At 71.1% G+C, this 16,062-nt stretch carries 14 protein-coding genes, 1 pseudogene and 1 riboswitch; of the genes and pseudogenes, 1 reads left to right on the top strand and 14 read right to left on the bottom strand.

The genetic code is table 11. The features are described 5' to 3' along the window. Nucleotides 1-16: 16 nt before the first annotated feature. From QNO09_RS13020 to rpsB, 10 genes are all read right to left on the bottom strand, one after another. Nucleotides 17-1,033 (bottom strand): ABC transporter ATP-binding protein, encoded by a 1,017-nt coding sequence (locus QNO09_RS13020; protein ID WP_283970290.1) that lies wholly within the window; start codon nt 1,031-1,033, stop codon nt 17-19. Next, nucleotides 1,033-2,697: an ABC transporter permease gene (locus tag QNO09_RS13015; RefSeq protein WP_283970289.1), complete on the bottom strand. Its 1,665-nt coding sequence runs from the start codon at nt 2,695-2,697 to the stop codon at nt 1,033-1,035. The genes QNO09_RS13020 and QNO09_RS13015 overlap by 1 nt, the downstream gene beginning before the upstream one ends. Continuing rightward, nucleotides 2,673-3,758, bottom strand: coding sequence for a thiamine ABC transporter substrate-binding protein (locus QNO09_RS13010; protein ID WP_283970288.1), 1,086 nt, complete (start codon nt 3,756-3,758; stop codon nt 2,673-2,675). Before QNO09_RS13010 ends, QNO09_RS13015 begins: the two co-directional genes overlap by 25 nt. 76 nt (nt 3,759-3,834) lie before the next feature. Further along, a riboswitch (TPP riboswitch) is annotated at nt 3,835-3,941 on the bottom strand. A gap of 39 nt (nt 3,942-3,980) precedes the next feature. Then, a complete protein-coding gene (rlmN, locus tag QNO09_RS13005) occupies nt 3,981-5,087 on the bottom strand; it encodes a dual-specificity RNA methyltransferase RlmN (RefSeq protein WP_283970287.1) in 1,107 nt (368 codons plus the stop codon). Between the two features lie 180 nt (nt 5,088-5,267). Continuing rightward, complete coding sequence (locus QNO09_RS13000) at nt 5,268-5,717, bottom strand: SRPBCC family protein (protein WP_283970286.1); 450 nt, start codon at nt 5,715-5,717, stop codon at nt 5,268-5,270. Nucleotides 5,718-5,832: 115 nt separating this feature from the next. Further along, a complete protein-coding gene (locus QNO09_RS12995) occupies nt 5,833-6,960 on the bottom strand; it encodes a phosphatidate cytidylyltransferase (RefSeq protein ID WP_283970285.1) in 1,128 nt (375 codons plus the stop codon). Beyond that, complete coding sequence (frr, locus tag QNO09_RS12990; protein WP_031120910.1) at nt 6,960-7,517, bottom strand: ribosome recycling factor; 558 nt, start codon at nt 7,515-7,517, stop codon at nt 6,960-6,962. Before frr ends, QNO09_RS12995 begins: the two co-directional genes overlap by 1 nt. 167 nt (nt 7,518-7,684) lie before the next feature. After that, nucleotides 7,685-8,443: a UMP kinase gene (gene pyrH, locus QNO09_RS12985; protein ID WP_062929311.1), complete on the bottom strand. Its 759-nt coding sequence runs from the start codon at nt 8,441-8,443 to the stop codon at nt 7,685-7,687. 184 nt (nt 8,444-8,627) lie between these two features. Beyond that, nucleotides 8,628-9,464: a translation elongation factor Ts gene (gene tsf, locus QNO09_RS12980; protein ID WP_283970284.1), complete on the bottom strand. Its 837-nt coding sequence runs from the start codon at nt 9,462-9,464 to the stop codon at nt 8,628-8,630. Between the two features lie 180 nt (nt 9,465-9,644). Beyond that, complete coding sequence (rpsB, locus tag QNO09_RS12975) at nt 9,645-10,625, bottom strand: 30S ribosomal protein S2 (RefSeq protein WP_283970283.1); 981 nt, start codon at nt 10,623-10,625, stop codon at nt 9,645-9,647. A 273-nt stretch (nt 10,626-10,898) separates the two neighbouring features. On the opposite strand from rpsB, the gene QNO09_RS12970 reads away from it, so the two are divergent. Next, complete coding sequence (locus tag QNO09_RS12970) at nt 10,899-11,468, top strand: murein hydrolase activator EnvC family protein (protein ID WP_283970282.1); 570 nt, start codon at nt 10,899-10,901, stop codon at nt 11,466-11,468. Nucleotides 11,469-11,745: 277 nt separating this feature from the next. On the opposite strand, the gene QNO09_RS12965 is transcribed toward QNO09_RS12970, so the two are convergent. From QNO09_RS12965 to QNO09_RS12950, 4 genes and pseudogenes are all read right to left on the bottom strand, one after another. Beyond that, on the bottom strand, nt 11,746-12,303 hold the full coding sequence (locus QNO09_RS12965) for a TetR/AcrR family transcriptional regulator (protein ID WP_283970362.1): 558 nt from the start codon (nt 12,301-12,303) through the stop codon (nt 11,746-11,748). Nucleotides 12,304-12,395: 92 nt separating this feature from the next. Next, complete coding sequence (gene whiG / locus QNO09_RS12960; protein WP_283970281.1) at nt 12,396-13,238, bottom strand: RNA polymerase sigma factor WhiG; 843 nt, start codon at nt 13,236-13,238, stop codon at nt 12,396-12,398. A 271-nt stretch (nt 13,239-13,509) separates the two neighbouring features. Next, nucleotides 13,510-14,670: a DNA-processing protein DprA gene (gene dprA, locus QNO09_RS12955; RefSeq protein ID WP_283970280.1), complete on the bottom strand. Its 1,161-nt coding sequence runs from the start codon at nt 14,668-14,670 to the stop codon at nt 13,510-13,512. After that, nucleotides 14,667-16,058, bottom strand: a pseudogene (locus QNO09_RS12950) (YifB family Mg chelatase-like AAA ATPase); the annotation flags it as partial. The pseudogene QNO09_RS12950 and the gene dprA, both read right to left, overlap by 4 nt. Nucleotides 16,059-16,062: the final 4 nt, after the last annotated feature.

The raw sequence follows: 16,062 nt of genomic DNA, 5'->3' as shown, positions 1-16,062 counted from the left end.
CCCGAGCCGGAAGCGATCAGCCGAGCACCACGATGTCGGCCGGGTCGAACTCCACTCCGACCGCGTCCCCGACCTCCGGTGCGGCCCGCAGCGCGCACGCCGCCTCCAGGCGCGGGGCGTCCTCCGGCTGGAGGTGGACGGCGACGTGGGTGCCCCTGAAGGTGCGGGCGGTCACCGTGCAGCGCAGGCCCGTGTCAGCGGGCACCAGGCGTACTCCGGCCGGGCGTACGAGCAGCGTACGCGTCCCGTGCGGGGCACCCTCGGGCACCGGCACCTTGCCCCACGGCGTGTCCGCGGCCTCCGCCCCGACCGTCGCCTCGACCACGTTCTCGAAGCCGAGGAAACGGGCGACGAACGCGTCGGCGGGCCGTTGCCACACATCGAGGGGCGTCCCGGACTGGGCGATCCGCCCGTCCCGCATCACCACGACCCGGTCGGCCAGCGCGAAGGCCTCCCCCTGGTCGTGCGTCACCGCGAGCACGGTGGTGCCCAACCGGCCGAACAGTTCCCTCAGTTCGACGACCAGCCGCTCCCTCAGCGACCGGTCGAGCTGCCCCAGCGGCTCGTCCAGCATCAGCAGCCGGGGGTTCGGCGCCAGGGCCCGGGCCAGCGCCACCCGCTGCTGCTCCCCGCCGGACAGTGCGGCGACGGCTCGGCAGCCCGCACCCGGCAGTCCCACGAGGTCCAGCAACTCCCGCACCCGCTCGGCCTGCCGCCGCCTCGGCTCGCCGTGCATCCGCAGGCCGAAGGCCACGTTGCCGCCCACGTCCCGCTGCGGGAACAGCTGGTGGTCCTGGAACATCAGCCCGACCCCCCGCCGGTGCGCCGGCACGCCCGCCTGGTCGCGCCCGTCGAGCACCACCCGCCCGGAGTCGAGGGGTTGCAGCCCGGCCACCGCCCGCAGCAGGGTCGACTTGCCGCTGCCGCTGGGCCCGAGCACACACACGACCTCGTGCTCGGCGACCTCCAGATCGACGGCGTCCAGCACGGCACGGCCTCCGAAGCGAACCGTCGCCCCCCGCAGAGCCAGCATCAGAACTCCCCCGTCCGGTCCGTGCGGAGCTTCTCCAGCACCAGCAGGGCCACGGCGCACACCACCATCAGAATCGTCGAGAGGGCCATCGCCTGGCCGTAGTTGAGATCCCCGGGCCGCCCGAGCAGCCGGGCCACGGCCACCGGCAGCGTCGGCCGGTCGGGCCGTGCGATGAACACCGTGGCGCCGAACTCCCCGAGCGACACGGCGAAGGCGAACCCGGCCGCGATCAGCAGCGCCCGCCGCACCATCGGCAGGTCCACCTCCCGCCACACCCGCCAGGGTGAGGCCCCGAGCACCGAGGCCGCCTCCCGCAGCCGCACGTCCACCGCCCGCAGCACGGGCAGCATGGTTCGCACCACGAACGGCACCCCGACCAGCGCCTGCGCGAGCGGCACCAGGATCCAGGACGACCTGAGGTCCAGCGGCGGCTCGTCGAGGGAGATCAGGAACCCGAAGCCGACGGTCACCGCGGACACCCCGAGCGGCAGCATCAGCAGCGCGTCGAAGCCGCGCACGAACCGCCCGGCGTCCCGGCGGGTGAGCGCGACCGCGGCGAGACCGCCGATCGCCACGGCGATGAGCGTGGCGGCGACGGCGTACGACAGGCTGTTGCCGATCGCCTCGATCGGCGGGACCAGGAACACTCCCCCGTCCTCGCGGGTCAGCGCCCGGTAGTAGCCGAGGCCCGGCGCACCCAGAGACCGCTGCACCAGCACGGCCAGCGGGAGCACGAGCAGCAAGGCGACGGTGACGAGCACCCCGCCGAGCATCGCCCACTGCCCCGCGCCACGGGGCCGGCGCGCGGTCACGGACGCGTCCACCAGCCGCAGCGCGGTCTCCCGCCGTCGCACGGTCCAGGCGTGCACCGCGAGGATCGCGCCCACCGCCACGAACTGGATCATGGTCAGTACGGCCGCGGTGGACAGGTCGAAGATCTCGGACGTCTGCCGGTAGATCTCCACCTCCAGGGTGGAGAAGGTGGGCCCGCCGAGGATCTGCACGACGCCGAAGGAGGTGAAGGTGAACAGGAAGACCATGAGGGCGGCGGCGGCCACGGCGGGGCCGAGCGCGGGCAGGGTGACCTGCCGCCAGGCCTTCAGCGGGGACGCCCCGAGCATCCGGGCGGCCTCCTCCTGCCGGGGGTCGAGCTGCGCCCAGAGCCCTCCGACGGTGCGGACGACGACCGCGTAGTTGAAGAAGACGTGCGCGAGCAGGATCGCCCACACCGTGGTGTCCAGACGTACGCCCCACAGCTCGTCGAGCGGACCGCCCCGCCCGACCAGCGCCAGGAACGCCGTACCGACGACGACCGTCGGCAGGACGAACGGGACGGTGACGACCGCCCTCAGGGCCTGCTTGCCGGGGAAGTCGAAGCGCGCGAAGACGTACGCGCCGGGGAGCGCGACGAGCAGCGTGAGCACGGTGGAGACCACCGCCTGCCAGGTGGTGAACCACAGGACGTGCCGGACGCCCGACTGCGCCAGCACGTCCCCGATCCGCCCGAGGTGCCAGGTCCCGTCGGCTTTGAGGCCACGCGCGACGATCGCGGCGACGGGGTAGGCGAAGAAGACCGCGAAGAACGCGACGGGCACGGCCAGCAGACCGAACCGCGCCGCCGCGCCCCGCCGCCGAACGGCTACTTCAGGACGAGTGAGGTCCACGACTTGACCCACTGGTCGCGGTGGTCGGCGATCTTCGCCGGGTCCATGGTCTCGGGGTCCTTCGCCTGCGGCCCGTAGGTCACGAACTCCGGCGGCACCTGGACGCCCTCGCGCACCGGGTACACGAACATGTTCATCGGCATGTCCTGCTGGAACCGCTCGCTGATCAGAAAGTCCAGGAGCGCCTTGCCGCCCTTGGGGTTCTCGGCGTTGCTGAGCAGCCCCGCGTACTCGACCTGCCGGAAGCAGGTGCCCTCGGCGACCCCGGTCGGCGCCGTGCTCGGCTTCGGATCGGCGAAGACGACCTCGGCGGGCGGCGAGGAGGCGTAGGACACCACGAGCGGCCGGTCGCCCTTGGCCTTCTTGCCGCCGGCCGAGCCGGAGAACTCCTCGTTGTAGGCCTGCTCCCAGCCGTCGACGACCTTCACACCGTTGGCCTTGAGCTTCTTCCAGTACCCCTCCCAGCCGTCGTCGCCGTACTTGGCGGCGGTGCCGAGCAGGAAGCCGAGGCCGGGCGAGGAGGCGGAGGCGTTCTCGGTGACGAGCAGGTTCTTGTACTGCGGCTTGACCAGGTCGTCGAAGTCGCGCGGCGGCTGCAGGTCGTGGTCGGCGAAGTACTTCTTGTCGTAGTTGACGCAGATGTCGCCGGTGTCGATGGGCGTGACCCGGTGCTGCTCCTGGTCGACGCGGTACTCGGCCTTGATCCGGTCCGAGCCCTTGGGCTCGTAGGGCTGGAAGAGGCCGTTGTCGAGGGCGCGGGACAGCAGGGTGTTGTCGACGCCGAAGAAGACGTCGCCCTGCGGGTTGTCCTTGGTCAGGATGGCCTTGTTGACGGCCTGCCCGGCGTCGCCGTCCTTCAGGACGTCGACCTTGTAGCCGGACTGCTTCTCGAAGGCCGTGATGACGTCCTTGGACGCGGCCCACGAGTCATGGCTGACGAGCGTCACGGTCTTGGAGTCACCGGACCCCTGTCCGCCGTCGGACGATCCGCACGCGGCGAGTGTGCCGGCCAGGCCGAGCCCGACGACCGCCGCCGTCAGCCGCTTTGTGTTGATGCTCACTGGATTCCTCCTGGAGTGACCAGGAGAAGACGCGGCCCTGCCCGGGACTTGTGAGGTCCCGGGCAGGGCGCAACAGCTCGAGTGGTGACCGATCTCCCTACCCAGAATGACCTGGGCCAGGTTCGGAGGGTCTGCGGCCGTGTGCCGCACTCTCAGCGCTGTGGCGCTCCCCTGTCGGAATATGCAGATGTCGAATATGAGGGTGTGCCTACGACGGTCAGACTACCGTTCGGTGGCCGCGAGCTGACCACACGCCCCGTCGATCTCCTGACCACGGGTGTCCCGGATCGTCACCGGCACACCATGGGCGGCGATGGCCTCGACGAACGCCTTCTCGTCCTCGGGCCGGGAAGCCGTCCACTTCGACCCGGGCGTCGGGTTCAGCGGGATCAGGTTGACGTGCACCGGCCTGCCCTTGAGCATCCGGCCGAGCCGGTCACCACGCCACGCCTGGTCGTTGATGTCCCGGATCAGCGCGTACTCGATGGACAGCCGGCGGCCGGACTTGGCGCTGTACTCGAAGCCGGCGTCCAGCACCTCGCGGACCTTCCAGCGCGTGTTCACGGGCACGAGGGTGTCGCGCAGCTCGTCGTCGGGGGCGTGCAGCGAGATGGCCAGGCGGCACTTGAAGCCCTCGTCGGAGAAGCGGTGGATGGCCGGGAGGAGCCCGACCGTCGAGACGGTGATGCCGCGCTGCGAGAGGCCCACCCCGTCGGGCTCGGGGTCGGTGAGCCGCCGGATGGCGCCGGCGACCCGGTTGTAGTTGGCGAGCGGCTCACCCATGCCCATGAAGACGATGTTGCTGAGCCGCGCGGGCCCACCCGGCACCTCACCGTCCCTGAGCGCCCGCATGCCGTCCACGATCTGGTGCACGATCTCGGCGGTGGACAGATTCCGGTCGAGCCCCGCCTGCCCGGTCGCACAGAACGGGCAGTTCATCCCGCATCCGGCCTGGGAGCTGATGCACATGGTCACGCGGTCCGGGTAGCGCATCAGCACGGACTCGACGAGCGTCCCGTCGAACAGCCGCCACAGCGTCTTGCGGGTCGTGCCCTCATCGGTCGACAGATGCCGCACGACGGTCATCAGCTCGGGCAGCAGCGCTTCCCGCAGCTTCCCCCGCGCACCGGCCGGAATGTCGGTCCACTGCTCCGGATCATGCGCGTACCGCGCGAAGTAGTGCTGCGAGAGCTGCTTGGCACGAAACGGCTTCTCCCCGACAGCAGCAACGGCCTCCTTGCGCTCGGCAGGAGTGAGGTCGGCGAGATGCCGCGGCGGCTTCTTGGCTCCGCGCGGGGCGACGAAAGTGAGTTCTCCGGGTGCAGGCATAACCCTCCCAGTGTCGCAGATCAACTCTGGGGTCCCGGGCCGGATCAGGGTGGGGGCGGTCACCCGTGGGTGCTGCCGGACAGCTTCGGCCGGCTTCGGACGGCCCAGGGATGAAGTTGCGGCAGGGGAGGCCGACCCGTGTGGGGAAGGCTGCGCCACCGGGAGGGGGACGGCGACGGCCTACCCGCCCGTGTGCTCCAGCCGGTCCTTGAGGAGCTGCTCGTTGCGCGGGAGTTCCTTGCGGACCTGGGGGCGTACGACGAGGGGGACCAGGACCTTGCCCATGCCGTGGCCCTCCAGGTCGATGTCGATCGTGACGTGCGAGCGGCGCCCCTCGTCGTAGGGTTCGACCTCGCCGTGCACCTGGGCACGGACGGGGCCGTCGACGCCGCGCATGCCCCAGCTGTGAGGCGGGTCGTACGCGGTGACCTCCATGGTCATCGGCATGACGCGGCGGCCGACGTGCCGGGTCACACGGACCTTGCTGCCGATACCGACGGGCCCCTCGTCGAGGCGCTCCGCGGACACGGCGCTCAGCTGCCACTCCGGCAGGCGCGAAGTGTCCATGAGGTACTGGTAGACCTCCTCGGGGCGGCGGTCGACGTCGATGCTCTCTCGGATGATGGCCATGACGGCCTCCTTTGGGAGGTACATCTGAATCGTCCCACTTCGCCCCCCGGGCGTCTTCCCGAGACGGCGGCGAGCCCCCGCCCGGCAGGGCAGGGGCTCGCCGACAGAGATCGCCTCAGCCGGACCCGACGAACAGCACGAGCAGCAGCCACACCACCGGAGCCGTGGGCAGCAGCGAGTCGAGCCGGTCCATGATGCCGCCGTGACCCGGCAGCAGCGTGCCCATGTCCTTGATGCCGAGGTCCCGCTTGATCATGGACTCGCCGAGGTCGCCGAGCGTGGCGGTGACCGCGACCGCGAGGCCCAGCACCAGACCCTGCCACCAGGCGCCGTCGTCGATGAGGAACTGCGTGCACAGCGCCCCCGCGACCATGGCGAAGGAGACCGCGCCGAGCAGGCCCTCGCGGGTCTTGCCGGGGCTGATGCGCGGGGCGAGCTTGTGCCGGCCGAACCGCCAGCCGACGGCGTAGGCCCCGGTGTCGCTGACGACCGTGAGCAGCAGGAAGGTGAGCACCCGCTCGGGGCCGTCGTCCGCGGTCAGCATCATCGCCACGAACGTCGCCAGGAACGGCACGTAGAACGCCGCGAAGACGCCCGCGGTGACATCCCTCAGGTAGCCCTCGGGCGGTTCCGTCATGCGCCAGACGAGGACGGCCAGCGCCGTGAGCGCCATCGCCACCCACGCGCCCTCGGCACCCCGGACGTACCCGGCGACGACCATCGCGGCACCACCGAGCGCGAGCGGCACGAGGGGTGCCCGGATGCCCTTGCGCTCCTCCAGCCGCGTGGTGAGCTCCCACAGGCCCACCACGACGGCCACCGCTACGACGCCGACGAAGACGGCCTTGACGACGAACAGCGACGCGACGATCACCGCACCGAGCCCGACGCCGACCCCTATCGCGGCACTCAGGTCGCGACCCGCGCTCTTCTTCGGCGGCTTGGGCGCCGGGTGCGGGGCGTCGGGCATGGGCTCCGGATTCGTGTCGTTTCGGACCGGGGGGCCGCTCAGCCGAGCAGCCCCCCGGTCGTCATCCTGGTTTCCGCCGAATGCGGTCACGTCGGGCACGATGGGCATGGGGCGAGTCTGAGGCGCTTCATACGCATCGTATGCGGGACCTGTCGGGGCGGCCCCCTGGACGTGCCCGTGGCCTGAGCCCTGGACGTGCCCCTGACCATGCCCGTGGTCGGTGGGCCCCCAGTAGCCGGCCTGTGGCGGCGCCCCCCAGGAAGAGTCGTTCATCAGACCTCGAGCAGCTCCGCTTCCTTGTGCTTCAGGAGCTCGTCCACCTGCGCGACGTACTTCGCGGTGGTGTCGTCGAGCTCCTTCTCGGCACGGCGGCCCTCGTCCTCGCCGACCTCGCCGTCCTTGATCAGCTTGTCGATGGCGTCCTTGGCCTTGCGGCGCACGGAGCGGATGGAGACCTTGGCGTCCTCACCCTTGCTCTTGGCCACCTTGATGTACTCGCGGCGGCGCTCCTCGGTCAGCTCGGGGAACACCACCCGGATGATGTTGCCGTCGTTGCTCGGGTTGACGCCCAGGTCGGAGTCGCGGATCGCCTGCTCGATGTTGCGCAGCGCGCTCTTGTCGAACGGGGTCACCACGGCCATGCGCGGCTCGGGCACCGAGAACGAGGCCAGCTGGTTGATCGGGGTCGGCGCGCCGTAGTAGTCGGCCACGATCTTGTTGAACATCGCCGGGTGCGCACGGCCGGTGCGGATCGCGGCGAAGTCCTCCTTGGCGACCACGACGGCCTTCTCCATCTTCTCCTCGGCCTCGAGGAGGGTCTCTTCGATCACCACTTGCTCCTGCGTGTCTTGAGTAGGCCCGGCTGCGGTTCCATGTGGGGCGGCGGCCGGCTGCGTCGCGTCTTCTTCCTGCACGGTTCCCGACCGGCAGGACATTGTCCATCCCCCGGCCCGGCTCCGTCCCGTCCGTCCCCCGGACGGGGTTGTTCTCGGGAACCTCAGTCCCGGCTGCCGGGGTCCCCCACCAGCGTGCCGATCTTCTCACCCTTGACGGCGCGTGCGATGTTGCCCTCCGCCAGCAGCTCGAAGACCACGATCGGGAGCTTGTTGTCGCGGCACAGCGTCACGGCCGTGGCGTCGGCGACCTTCAGATCGCGTGTGATCACCTCGCCGTAGCCGAGGTGATCGAACTTCACCGCGTCCGGGTTGGTCTTGGGGTCGGAGTCGTAGACCCCGTCCACGCCGTTCTTGCCCATCAGCAGTGCCTCGGCGTCGATCTCCAGGGCGCGCTGCGCGGCGGTGGTGTCGGTGGAGAAGTACGGCATGCCCATCCCGGCCCCGAAGATGACCACGCGGCCCTTCTCCAGGTGCCGCACGGCGCGCAGCGGGATGTACGGCTCCGCGACCTGCCCCATGGTGATGGCGGTCTGCACCCTGCAGTCCACGCCCTCCTTCTCCAGGAAGTCCTGGAGGGCGAGGCAGTTCATGACCGTGCCGAGCATGCCCATGTAGTCGGAGCGGGCCCGGTCCATGCCGCGCTGCTGGAGTTCGGCACCGCGGAAGAAGTTGCCGCCGCCGATGACGGCCGCGATCTGCGCACCGTCACGCACGACGGCCGCGATCTCGCGGGCGATCTTGTGCACCACGTCGGGGTCGACGCCAAGGCCGCCGCCGCCGGAGAAGGCCTCTCCGGACAGCTTCAGCAGAAACCGGCCGCGTACTTTGCCGTCGTCGCTCTTCTGGGCCTTGGTGGTCATGGGGGATCCCGCCTCTTTCACGTGTTGCACATACCAAGAAGGCCATTGCCGGTGGGGCGTGTTTCGCATCCCATACGGCAATGGCCTCCTCGTCAGATCTGATGTCGTCCGCCACTCATGTGACGGCGTACGCGGACGACTGCTGTCGACCCTATCGGGGCCGGGCGTCGAGCGCGGTACGGACTCAGATGCCGACCTTGATGCGCGTGAAGCGCTTCAGGGTGACACCGGCCTCGTCCAGGACCTTCTGGACGGACTTCTTGTTGTCGAGCGCGTACGGCTGGCCGAGCAGCGTGGCGTCCTTGAAGAAGCCGTTGAGGCGACCCTCGACGATCTTCGGCAGAGCGGCCTCGGGCTTGCCCTCGGCGCGGGTGGTCTCCTCGGCGACGCGGCGCTCGGACTCGACGACCTCGGCCGGCACGTCCTCCTTGGAGAGGTACTTCGGCGCGAAGGCGGCGATGTGCTGGGCGACGCCCTTGGCGATCTCCGCGTTCGGCTTGTCCAGCTCGACGAGGACACCGATCTGCGGGGGCAGGTCGGGCATCGTGCGGTGCATGTACGCCGTCACGAAGCCGTCGGCGTACTGCGCGAAGCGGTCCAGGACGATCTTCTCGCCCAGGTTGGCGTTGGCCTCGTCCACGAACGCCTGGACGGTCTTGCCGGCCTCGATCTCGGAGGCGAGCAGGGCCTCGAGGTCGGCCGGGGAGGTCTTGGCGACGTGCTCGGCGATGGTCTTGGCCGCGGCCTGGAACTTGTCACCCTTGGCGACGAAGTCCGTCTCGCACTTCAGCTCGACCAGGACACCGGAGGAGTTGTCGTCGGCGATGATCGAGACGACGGCACCGTTCTCGGCGGAGCGGCCCTCGCGCTTGGCGACGCCCTTCTGGCCCTTGATGCGGAGCGCCTCGACGGCCTTCTCGACGTTGCCCTCGGCCTCGTCCAGCGCCTTCTTGCAGTCCATCATGCCGGCGCCCGTGAGCTCACGGAGCTTCTTGACGTCGGCGGCGGTGTAGTTCGCCATGAGTCTGTGAATCTCTCTCGAAGTCTGGAAGATCGAAAGATCTGCGGATGCGGATGCGCCCATGGAGCCGGAAGGCGCGCTCCTTCCGCTGACCTACGGGTTAACGGCGGGAGCGGACTTCACCGCGCCGAGGCGCTGGTGGATGCGGTACCGCTCCCGCCGTCAACTCGGACTGACGGGTCAGGCCTGCTCGGCCTCGGCCGGCTTCTCGGCCTCGGCCTCAGCGGCCGGAGCGGCCTCGGCCTCGGCGGCGGGGGCGGCCTCAGCCTCGGCGGCGGGGGCGCTCTCGGCCTCGGCGGCGGGGGCGCTCTCGGCCTCGGCGGCGGGGGCGCTCTCGGCCTCGGCGGCCGGAGCGGCCTCGGCGGCGGGGGCAGCCTCGTCGGCCTTCTTCTCGCCCTCGAGCAGGTCGCGCTCCCACTCGGCCAGCGGCTCGCCCGCGGCCTTCTCGCCCTTGCCCTCGGTGGCGACACCGGAGCGGGAGATGAGGCCCTCGGCGACCGCGTCCGCGATCACACGGGTGAGCAGGGTGACGGAGCGGATCGCGTCGTCGTTGCCCGGGATCTTGTAGTCGACCTCGTCGGGGTCGCAGTTGGTGTCGAGGATCGCGACGACCGGGATGTTCAGCTTCCGGGCCTCACCAACGGCGATGTGCTCCTTCTTGGTGTCCACGATCCAGACGGCGCTGGGCACCTTCTGCATCTCGCGGATACCGCCGAGGGTCTTCTCCAGCTTGGCCTTCTCGCGCGAGAGCACGAGAAGCTCCTTCTTGGTCAGACCGGACGCGGCGACGTCCTCGAAGTCGATCTGCTCGAGCTCCTTGAGGCGCTGCAGACGCTTGTAGACGGTCGAGAAGTTGGTGAGCATGCCGCCCAGCCAGCGCTGGTTGACGTAGGGCATGCCGACGCGGGTGGCCTGCTCGGCGATGGCCTCCTGCGCCTGCTTCTTCGTGCCGACGAACATGACCGTGCCGCCGTGGGCGACGGTCTCCTTGACGAACTCGTAGGCGCGGTCGATGTACGACAGCGACTGGAGCAGGTCGATGATGTAGATGCCGTTGCGCTCCGTGAAGATGAAGCGCTTCATCTTCGGGTTCCAACGACGGGTCTGGTGACCGAAGTGGACGCCGCTCTCCAGCAGCTCCCGCATCGTGACGACGGCCATGGCCGTATCTCCTTGAATTTCTCGGTTGTGCCGCGGATGCCGGACGGCTTCCGCGCCTGACGCCCACTGCGCGCCGTTCCACGAGGGACCGAGGGGCGCTGACACGGGCCCTTTGCCGGGCTTCGTGTCGGGGCGTGCGAAGTCGACCCGATGGCTCGGGTCGCCACCAGAAGTGTACGGGACCCACGAGGTGCCGGGTGACGCCGTTGTCCACAACCGGGCGGCGGTCCACAGCGGCGAGCGGTGACGTCGGCACTCCGGGACGCTTTCCGCATGCGAGCGAACCGATGTGCGCGTGCCTGTACGCGCCTGATCCTGCTGCTGATCGTCACGGCGACGGCCCTGCTGGCGCCACCGCCACCACTGTTCGCGGCGGATGCTCCCCCCGCGGACGCCACCGCGCCGGCGATCGGCCGCGCCTGGCCCGTCGGCCTGCGCCCGAGCGTCCTGCGGGGCTGGGAACCCCCGGCGACGGTCTACGGGCCCGGCCATCGGGGCGTGGACCTGGCGGCGACTGCTGGAACACCGGTTCGGGCGGTGACCGCGGGCCGGGTCTCCTTCGCGGGCCGGGTGGCGGGCAAGGGCGTCGTCTCGGTGGACCTCACGGGGACGGGTGACCCACCCCTGCGCACGACCTACGAACCGGTGACGGCCTCGGTCGAGGAGGGCGAGGAGGTGGCACCGGGTGAGGTGATCGGCACGGTGGACCCGGGCGGCTCGCACTGCACGGCCCCCTGCGTGCACTGGGGCCTGCGCCGCGGCGAGAGCTACCTGAACCCGCTGTCGCTCCTGCCGCCGTGGCTCCTGCACCGGGGCCCGTCGAGGCTGCTGCCGCTCGCATAACCGCGGGCCCGCCTGCCGCCGGTTGCCGCACGGGTGTCGCCTGGTTTGGTGCACGGGTGCCGCCCGGTTGGCTGCACGGCGGGTGCCGCACGGTGCCGCACGGGTGTTCGCACGAGTGCCGCCTGGTTTCCCCGGTTGCCGCCCGGGTCGGCGCGGCGGCAACCGGCTCCGCCGGGCCGGGAAAGGCGAAGGACGGGAAGCCGAAACGGGGCGGCGCGCAGAACGCCCGGCCCCCCAGCCCAACCCCGGCCTCAGGTCCAGCCCCGGTCCGACGCCGTCAGCCCCGCACGCCCCGCAGAGCCATGGAAACAGCCGCGTCGGTGATGGCGGCCGGCTCCTCCGCGGCCCCGAGCTCGATCCTCCGCACGGCCGCGTCCACGACGCCCTGCAGCAGCATCGCCGCCAACCGGGGCTGCGCGTGTCCCAGCTCGGCCAGCGCCTCGACGATCATCGCTACCAGCCCGCCGTGCGCCGCCCGGATCTTCTCCCGCGCCCCCGCGTCGAGCTCACTCGCGGAGATCGCGACCACGGCCCGGTGCCGCCGGTCCCCGACGAGGTCCAGCTGCCGGCGCACATACGCCTCGACCTTGGCCTCGGGCGTCCCGGCCCGCTCCATCGCCGCCGACACGTCCGCCGCCCAGACCGGGAAGTCGACCTCGCACAGCTCCTCGACCACGGCCGCCCGAGACCGGAAGTACTCGTAGACGGACGAGCGCGCGAGGCCCGTCCGCTCGGCGAGGGCCGGGAAGGTCAGCGCCTCCGTACCGCCCTCGGACAACAAGGAACGAGCCGCGTCCAGCAGGGCGGCTCGCTGCATCGACCGGTGCTCGGCCACGGAGGCCGCTCGAATCCTTGGCACGTCAACACTCTACGGACGCGTCCCGCCGGACGGGAGTGGTTGATGCCGACCCGACGGCATCGACCAGGTCAGCGGCCGAAGCTCGCCAGTTTCGCTCTGAGCTGCAGCACCGATTTGGTGTGGATCTGGCTGACCCGGCTCTCGGTCACGCCCAGGACGTTCCCGATCTCGGCCAGGGTGAGGCCCTCGTAGTAGTAGAGCGTGACCACGGTCTTCTCCCGGTCGGGCAGGGTGTTGATGGCCCGTGCCAGGAACCTGCGCAGCTCCCGGTCCTCGGCGACCTCCACGGGGTTGTCGGCGGCGGTGTCCTCCAGGGTGTCCATCACGCTGAGCCCGTCGCCGCCCTCACCGCCGCCATGCAGCAGCTCTTCCAGGGCCACCACGTTGGCCAGCGACAACTGACTGAAGACGGCGTGGAGTTCCTCGACGGCGATGCCCATCTCGGAGGCCACCTCGCCCTCGGTCGGCGTCCGCCGCAGCCGCGCCTCCAGCGTGGCGTACGCCCGCTCCACATTGCGCGCCTTCTGCCGCACCGAGCGGGGGATCCAGTCCAGCGCCCGCAGTTCGTCGATCATCGCGCCGCGGATGCGGGTGATCGCGTACGTCTCAAACTTGATCTCCCGCTCGATGTCGAACTTCTCGATCGCGTCGATCAGTCCGAACACCCCGGACGAGACGAAGTCCGCCTGCTCGACGTTGGACGGCAGGCCCACGCTGACCCGTCCCGCGACGTACTTCACGAGGGGCGAGTAGTGCAGGATCAGTTGCTCCCGCAGCCGCTCGTCCCCCGTCGCCTTGTACGACCGCCACAGCTCGTCGAGCGTCGAGGGAGCGGGCGGCCGCACGCTGCCACCGTCACGGGCGGCTGGGGGGATCGCCGCCCGGTCGGACCCGGAGGTGTGCTGGGGCATTCGTCGCCTTGTGCCGTTCTGCTGCGGAGTGGTGCTGCTGGGGTGAGCTGTCTGTCTGATGTCGAGTTGCCTGTCCGTGTCGGGATCCTCGTGAGCGTAGCGTGACTGCGGTGTCGCGGTGCGCGAGGGCGGAGGCGGAGGCGGGCGCAGATACGTTCCGGGGAACGTCCTCCCGAGGCGCCACGGTCGCTCGGTGTGATCACCGGAGAAGCCCAACTCGGCGCATTTCCAAGGGTTCTCGGGGTTCCCCCGGACGGCCGAACGCAGATGGTCAACACGGTCCGTGACGGTCGCGGACCGACATCACCGCCTGGCGTGTCAACTTCCAGCCGTCGCCGTGTCGTTCGACGTAACCGAGTGCTCGGAGTTCGTACAGTCTCGCGATCGCGTCGTCCTGTGCAGTCTGGGCGGCGCGGGCGATCTCGTCCGGCCGGGCCGTCCCGTGCCCCGGAAGTGCGGCGAGTACCTGCCGGGTGGCCGGTTCCAGCAGGTCGCGGGGCAGGACCGGGCCGCGCCGGTCGGGCGCCAGCTCTCCGATGTCGCCGACCAGTTCGACGACCTCCGCGACATCGGTGACCAGGACGGCTTCCCCGCGCAGCAGATCGTGCACTCCGGCGGAGAGTCCGCTGGTGGCCGGGCCCGGGACGCCCATCGTGTGCCGGCCGAGGCGCTGCGCCGCCCGCGCGGTGACCAGGGAGCCGCTGCGGTGGGCGGCCTCGACGACCACGGTGCCGCGGGTGAGCGCCGCGATCACTCTGTTCCGCAGAATGAACCGGTTCGGCGTCGGGTGGTCGCCGGGCGGCAACTCGCCGATGACCAGTCCCTGTTCGGCGATTCTGTTGATCAACTGGGTGTGACCGCGGGGGTAGGGCCGGTCGACGCCGCAGGCGAGGACGGCGACGGTGGCGCCACCGGCCCCGAGCGCTCCGCGGTGGGCGGCGCCGTCGACTCCGTAGGCGCCGCCGGACACCACCACCCAGCCCTGCTCGGCAAGGCCGGCGGCGAGGGTCGCGGCCATATGGGCCCCGTACCCGGTGCAGGCCCGGGCACCGACCACGGCGACGGACTTCAGCGCCCACATGCGCAGACTGGGCCGGCCGCGCACCCAGAGCCCCAGGGGCCGGGCATCCCCGAGATCGTCGAGCTGTCCCGGCCACTCCGCTCCTCCGGGAGAGACGAACCGCACCCCGGCGGACCGGGCCGCCTCCAGGTCTTGGTGCGGCCGGGCGGCCTCGGCCCTGGCCACCAGCCCGGCCCACCGCTTGGCGCTCACCCCCGGCGGCGCGGCCCCGCGCTCCTTCAGCCGCCGCACCACTCCCCCGACCCCGAACTCCCGCACCCACCGCCCGCCGACCTCGTCACCGGGCTCGATGACCCGGGTGAGCAGGACACGGTCGAGCAGTTCGCCGTACGGTTCCTCCGCGGCGTTCACGTCAGCGCCCCGATGGCCATGGGGACGCCTCGCGGCACTCCGGTGCGCAGCTGGAGCGCGAGGGCGACGTCCGTCGCGTCGGGCCGGTCATGGCCGACGAGGTCGGCGACGGTCCAGGCCACGCGCAGGACGCGGTCGAGTCCGCGGGCCGTGAGGACACCACGCTCCAGGCTCCGCTCGGCCTCGTCCATCGCGCCGGGCACCGCGTACCAGCGGCTGCGCAGCTCACGGCCGGGCACCTCGCTGTTCGTGCGCCAAGGGGTGTCGGCAAGGCGCTCGGCAGCCCGTTGCCGGGCCGCCCGCACCCGGTGGGCGACCGTCGCGGTCGACTCGCCCCTGGCACCGGAGGCGGTCAGCTCGGTGCGGGTGACGCGGTCCACCTCGACGCGCAGATCGACCCGGTCGAGCAGCGGGCCGGACAGCCTGGCCTGGTAGCGGCGGATCGCCGAGGGCGGACACTCGCACAGGTCGTCCCGCTGCGAGAACCGGCCGCACGGGCAGGGGTTGGCGGCGAGGACCATCAGGAACTTCGCCGGGAAGCGCACGACTCCCGCACTGCGCGCGATCACGACATGGCCCGCCTCCAGCGGTTGTCGCAGGGCGTCCAGGGCATGGCTGCTGAATTCCGGCGTCTCGTCCAGGAACAGCACGCCGCGGTGAGACAGCGACACCGCCCCGGGCCGGGCGGTGCCCGGGCCGCCGCCGACGAGTGCCTGCATCGTGGCCGAGTGGTGGGGGGCGCAGTAGGGGGCGACGTCGATCAACGGCTTGCCGGAAGGCAGCAGGCCGGCCACCGAGTGGACCGCGGTGACCTCCAGCGACTCCTGCCGGCCGAGTGGGGGCAGGATGGCCGGCAGCCGCTCCGCCAGCATCGTCTTGCCGGCGCCGGGCGGCCCTTCGAGGAAGAGGTGGTGTCCGCCCGCCGCGGCCACCTCCACCGCCGTGCGTGCCGATGTCTGCCCGACGACGTCCGCCAGGTCGTGACCGTGGTCGTGCTGGGCCGCACCCAGGCTGTGCATGCCCGTGGCCGCGCCCGTGCCCGGTAGCCGCAGGCCGGAGAGGAGCGGGTCCGGGCGGCCCAGCTCGTCCTGCTCCTCGTCGGGCAGGGGTTCGTCTGCCAGGACGGCGATCAGCTGCCGCAGACTGCGCACGCCCAGCACCGACACCCCGGGCACGAGGCAGGCCTCGGCGGCGGCACACTCCGGCACCACCACCTGCTCGTACCCCGCGTCGGCCGCCGCCAGCACCGCCGGCAGCACTCCCCGCACCGGTCGCACCCGCCCGTCCAGCCCGAGCTCGCCGATCATCACGATGTCGGCGAGGACCCGGGGGTCGATTCGCTCCGCCGCGCCGAGGACCGCCGCCGCTACGGCCAGGGCAATGCCTGAACTG

The sequence above is a fragment of the Streptomyces sp. 378 genome (assembly GCF_030124145.1).
Classification (GTDB): Bacteria; Actinomycetota; Actinomycetes; order Streptomycetales; family Streptomycetaceae; genus Streptomyces.
Note: the sequence above shows the minus strand (reverse complement) of the source record. Positions and strands in the feature narration are given on the sequence as shown.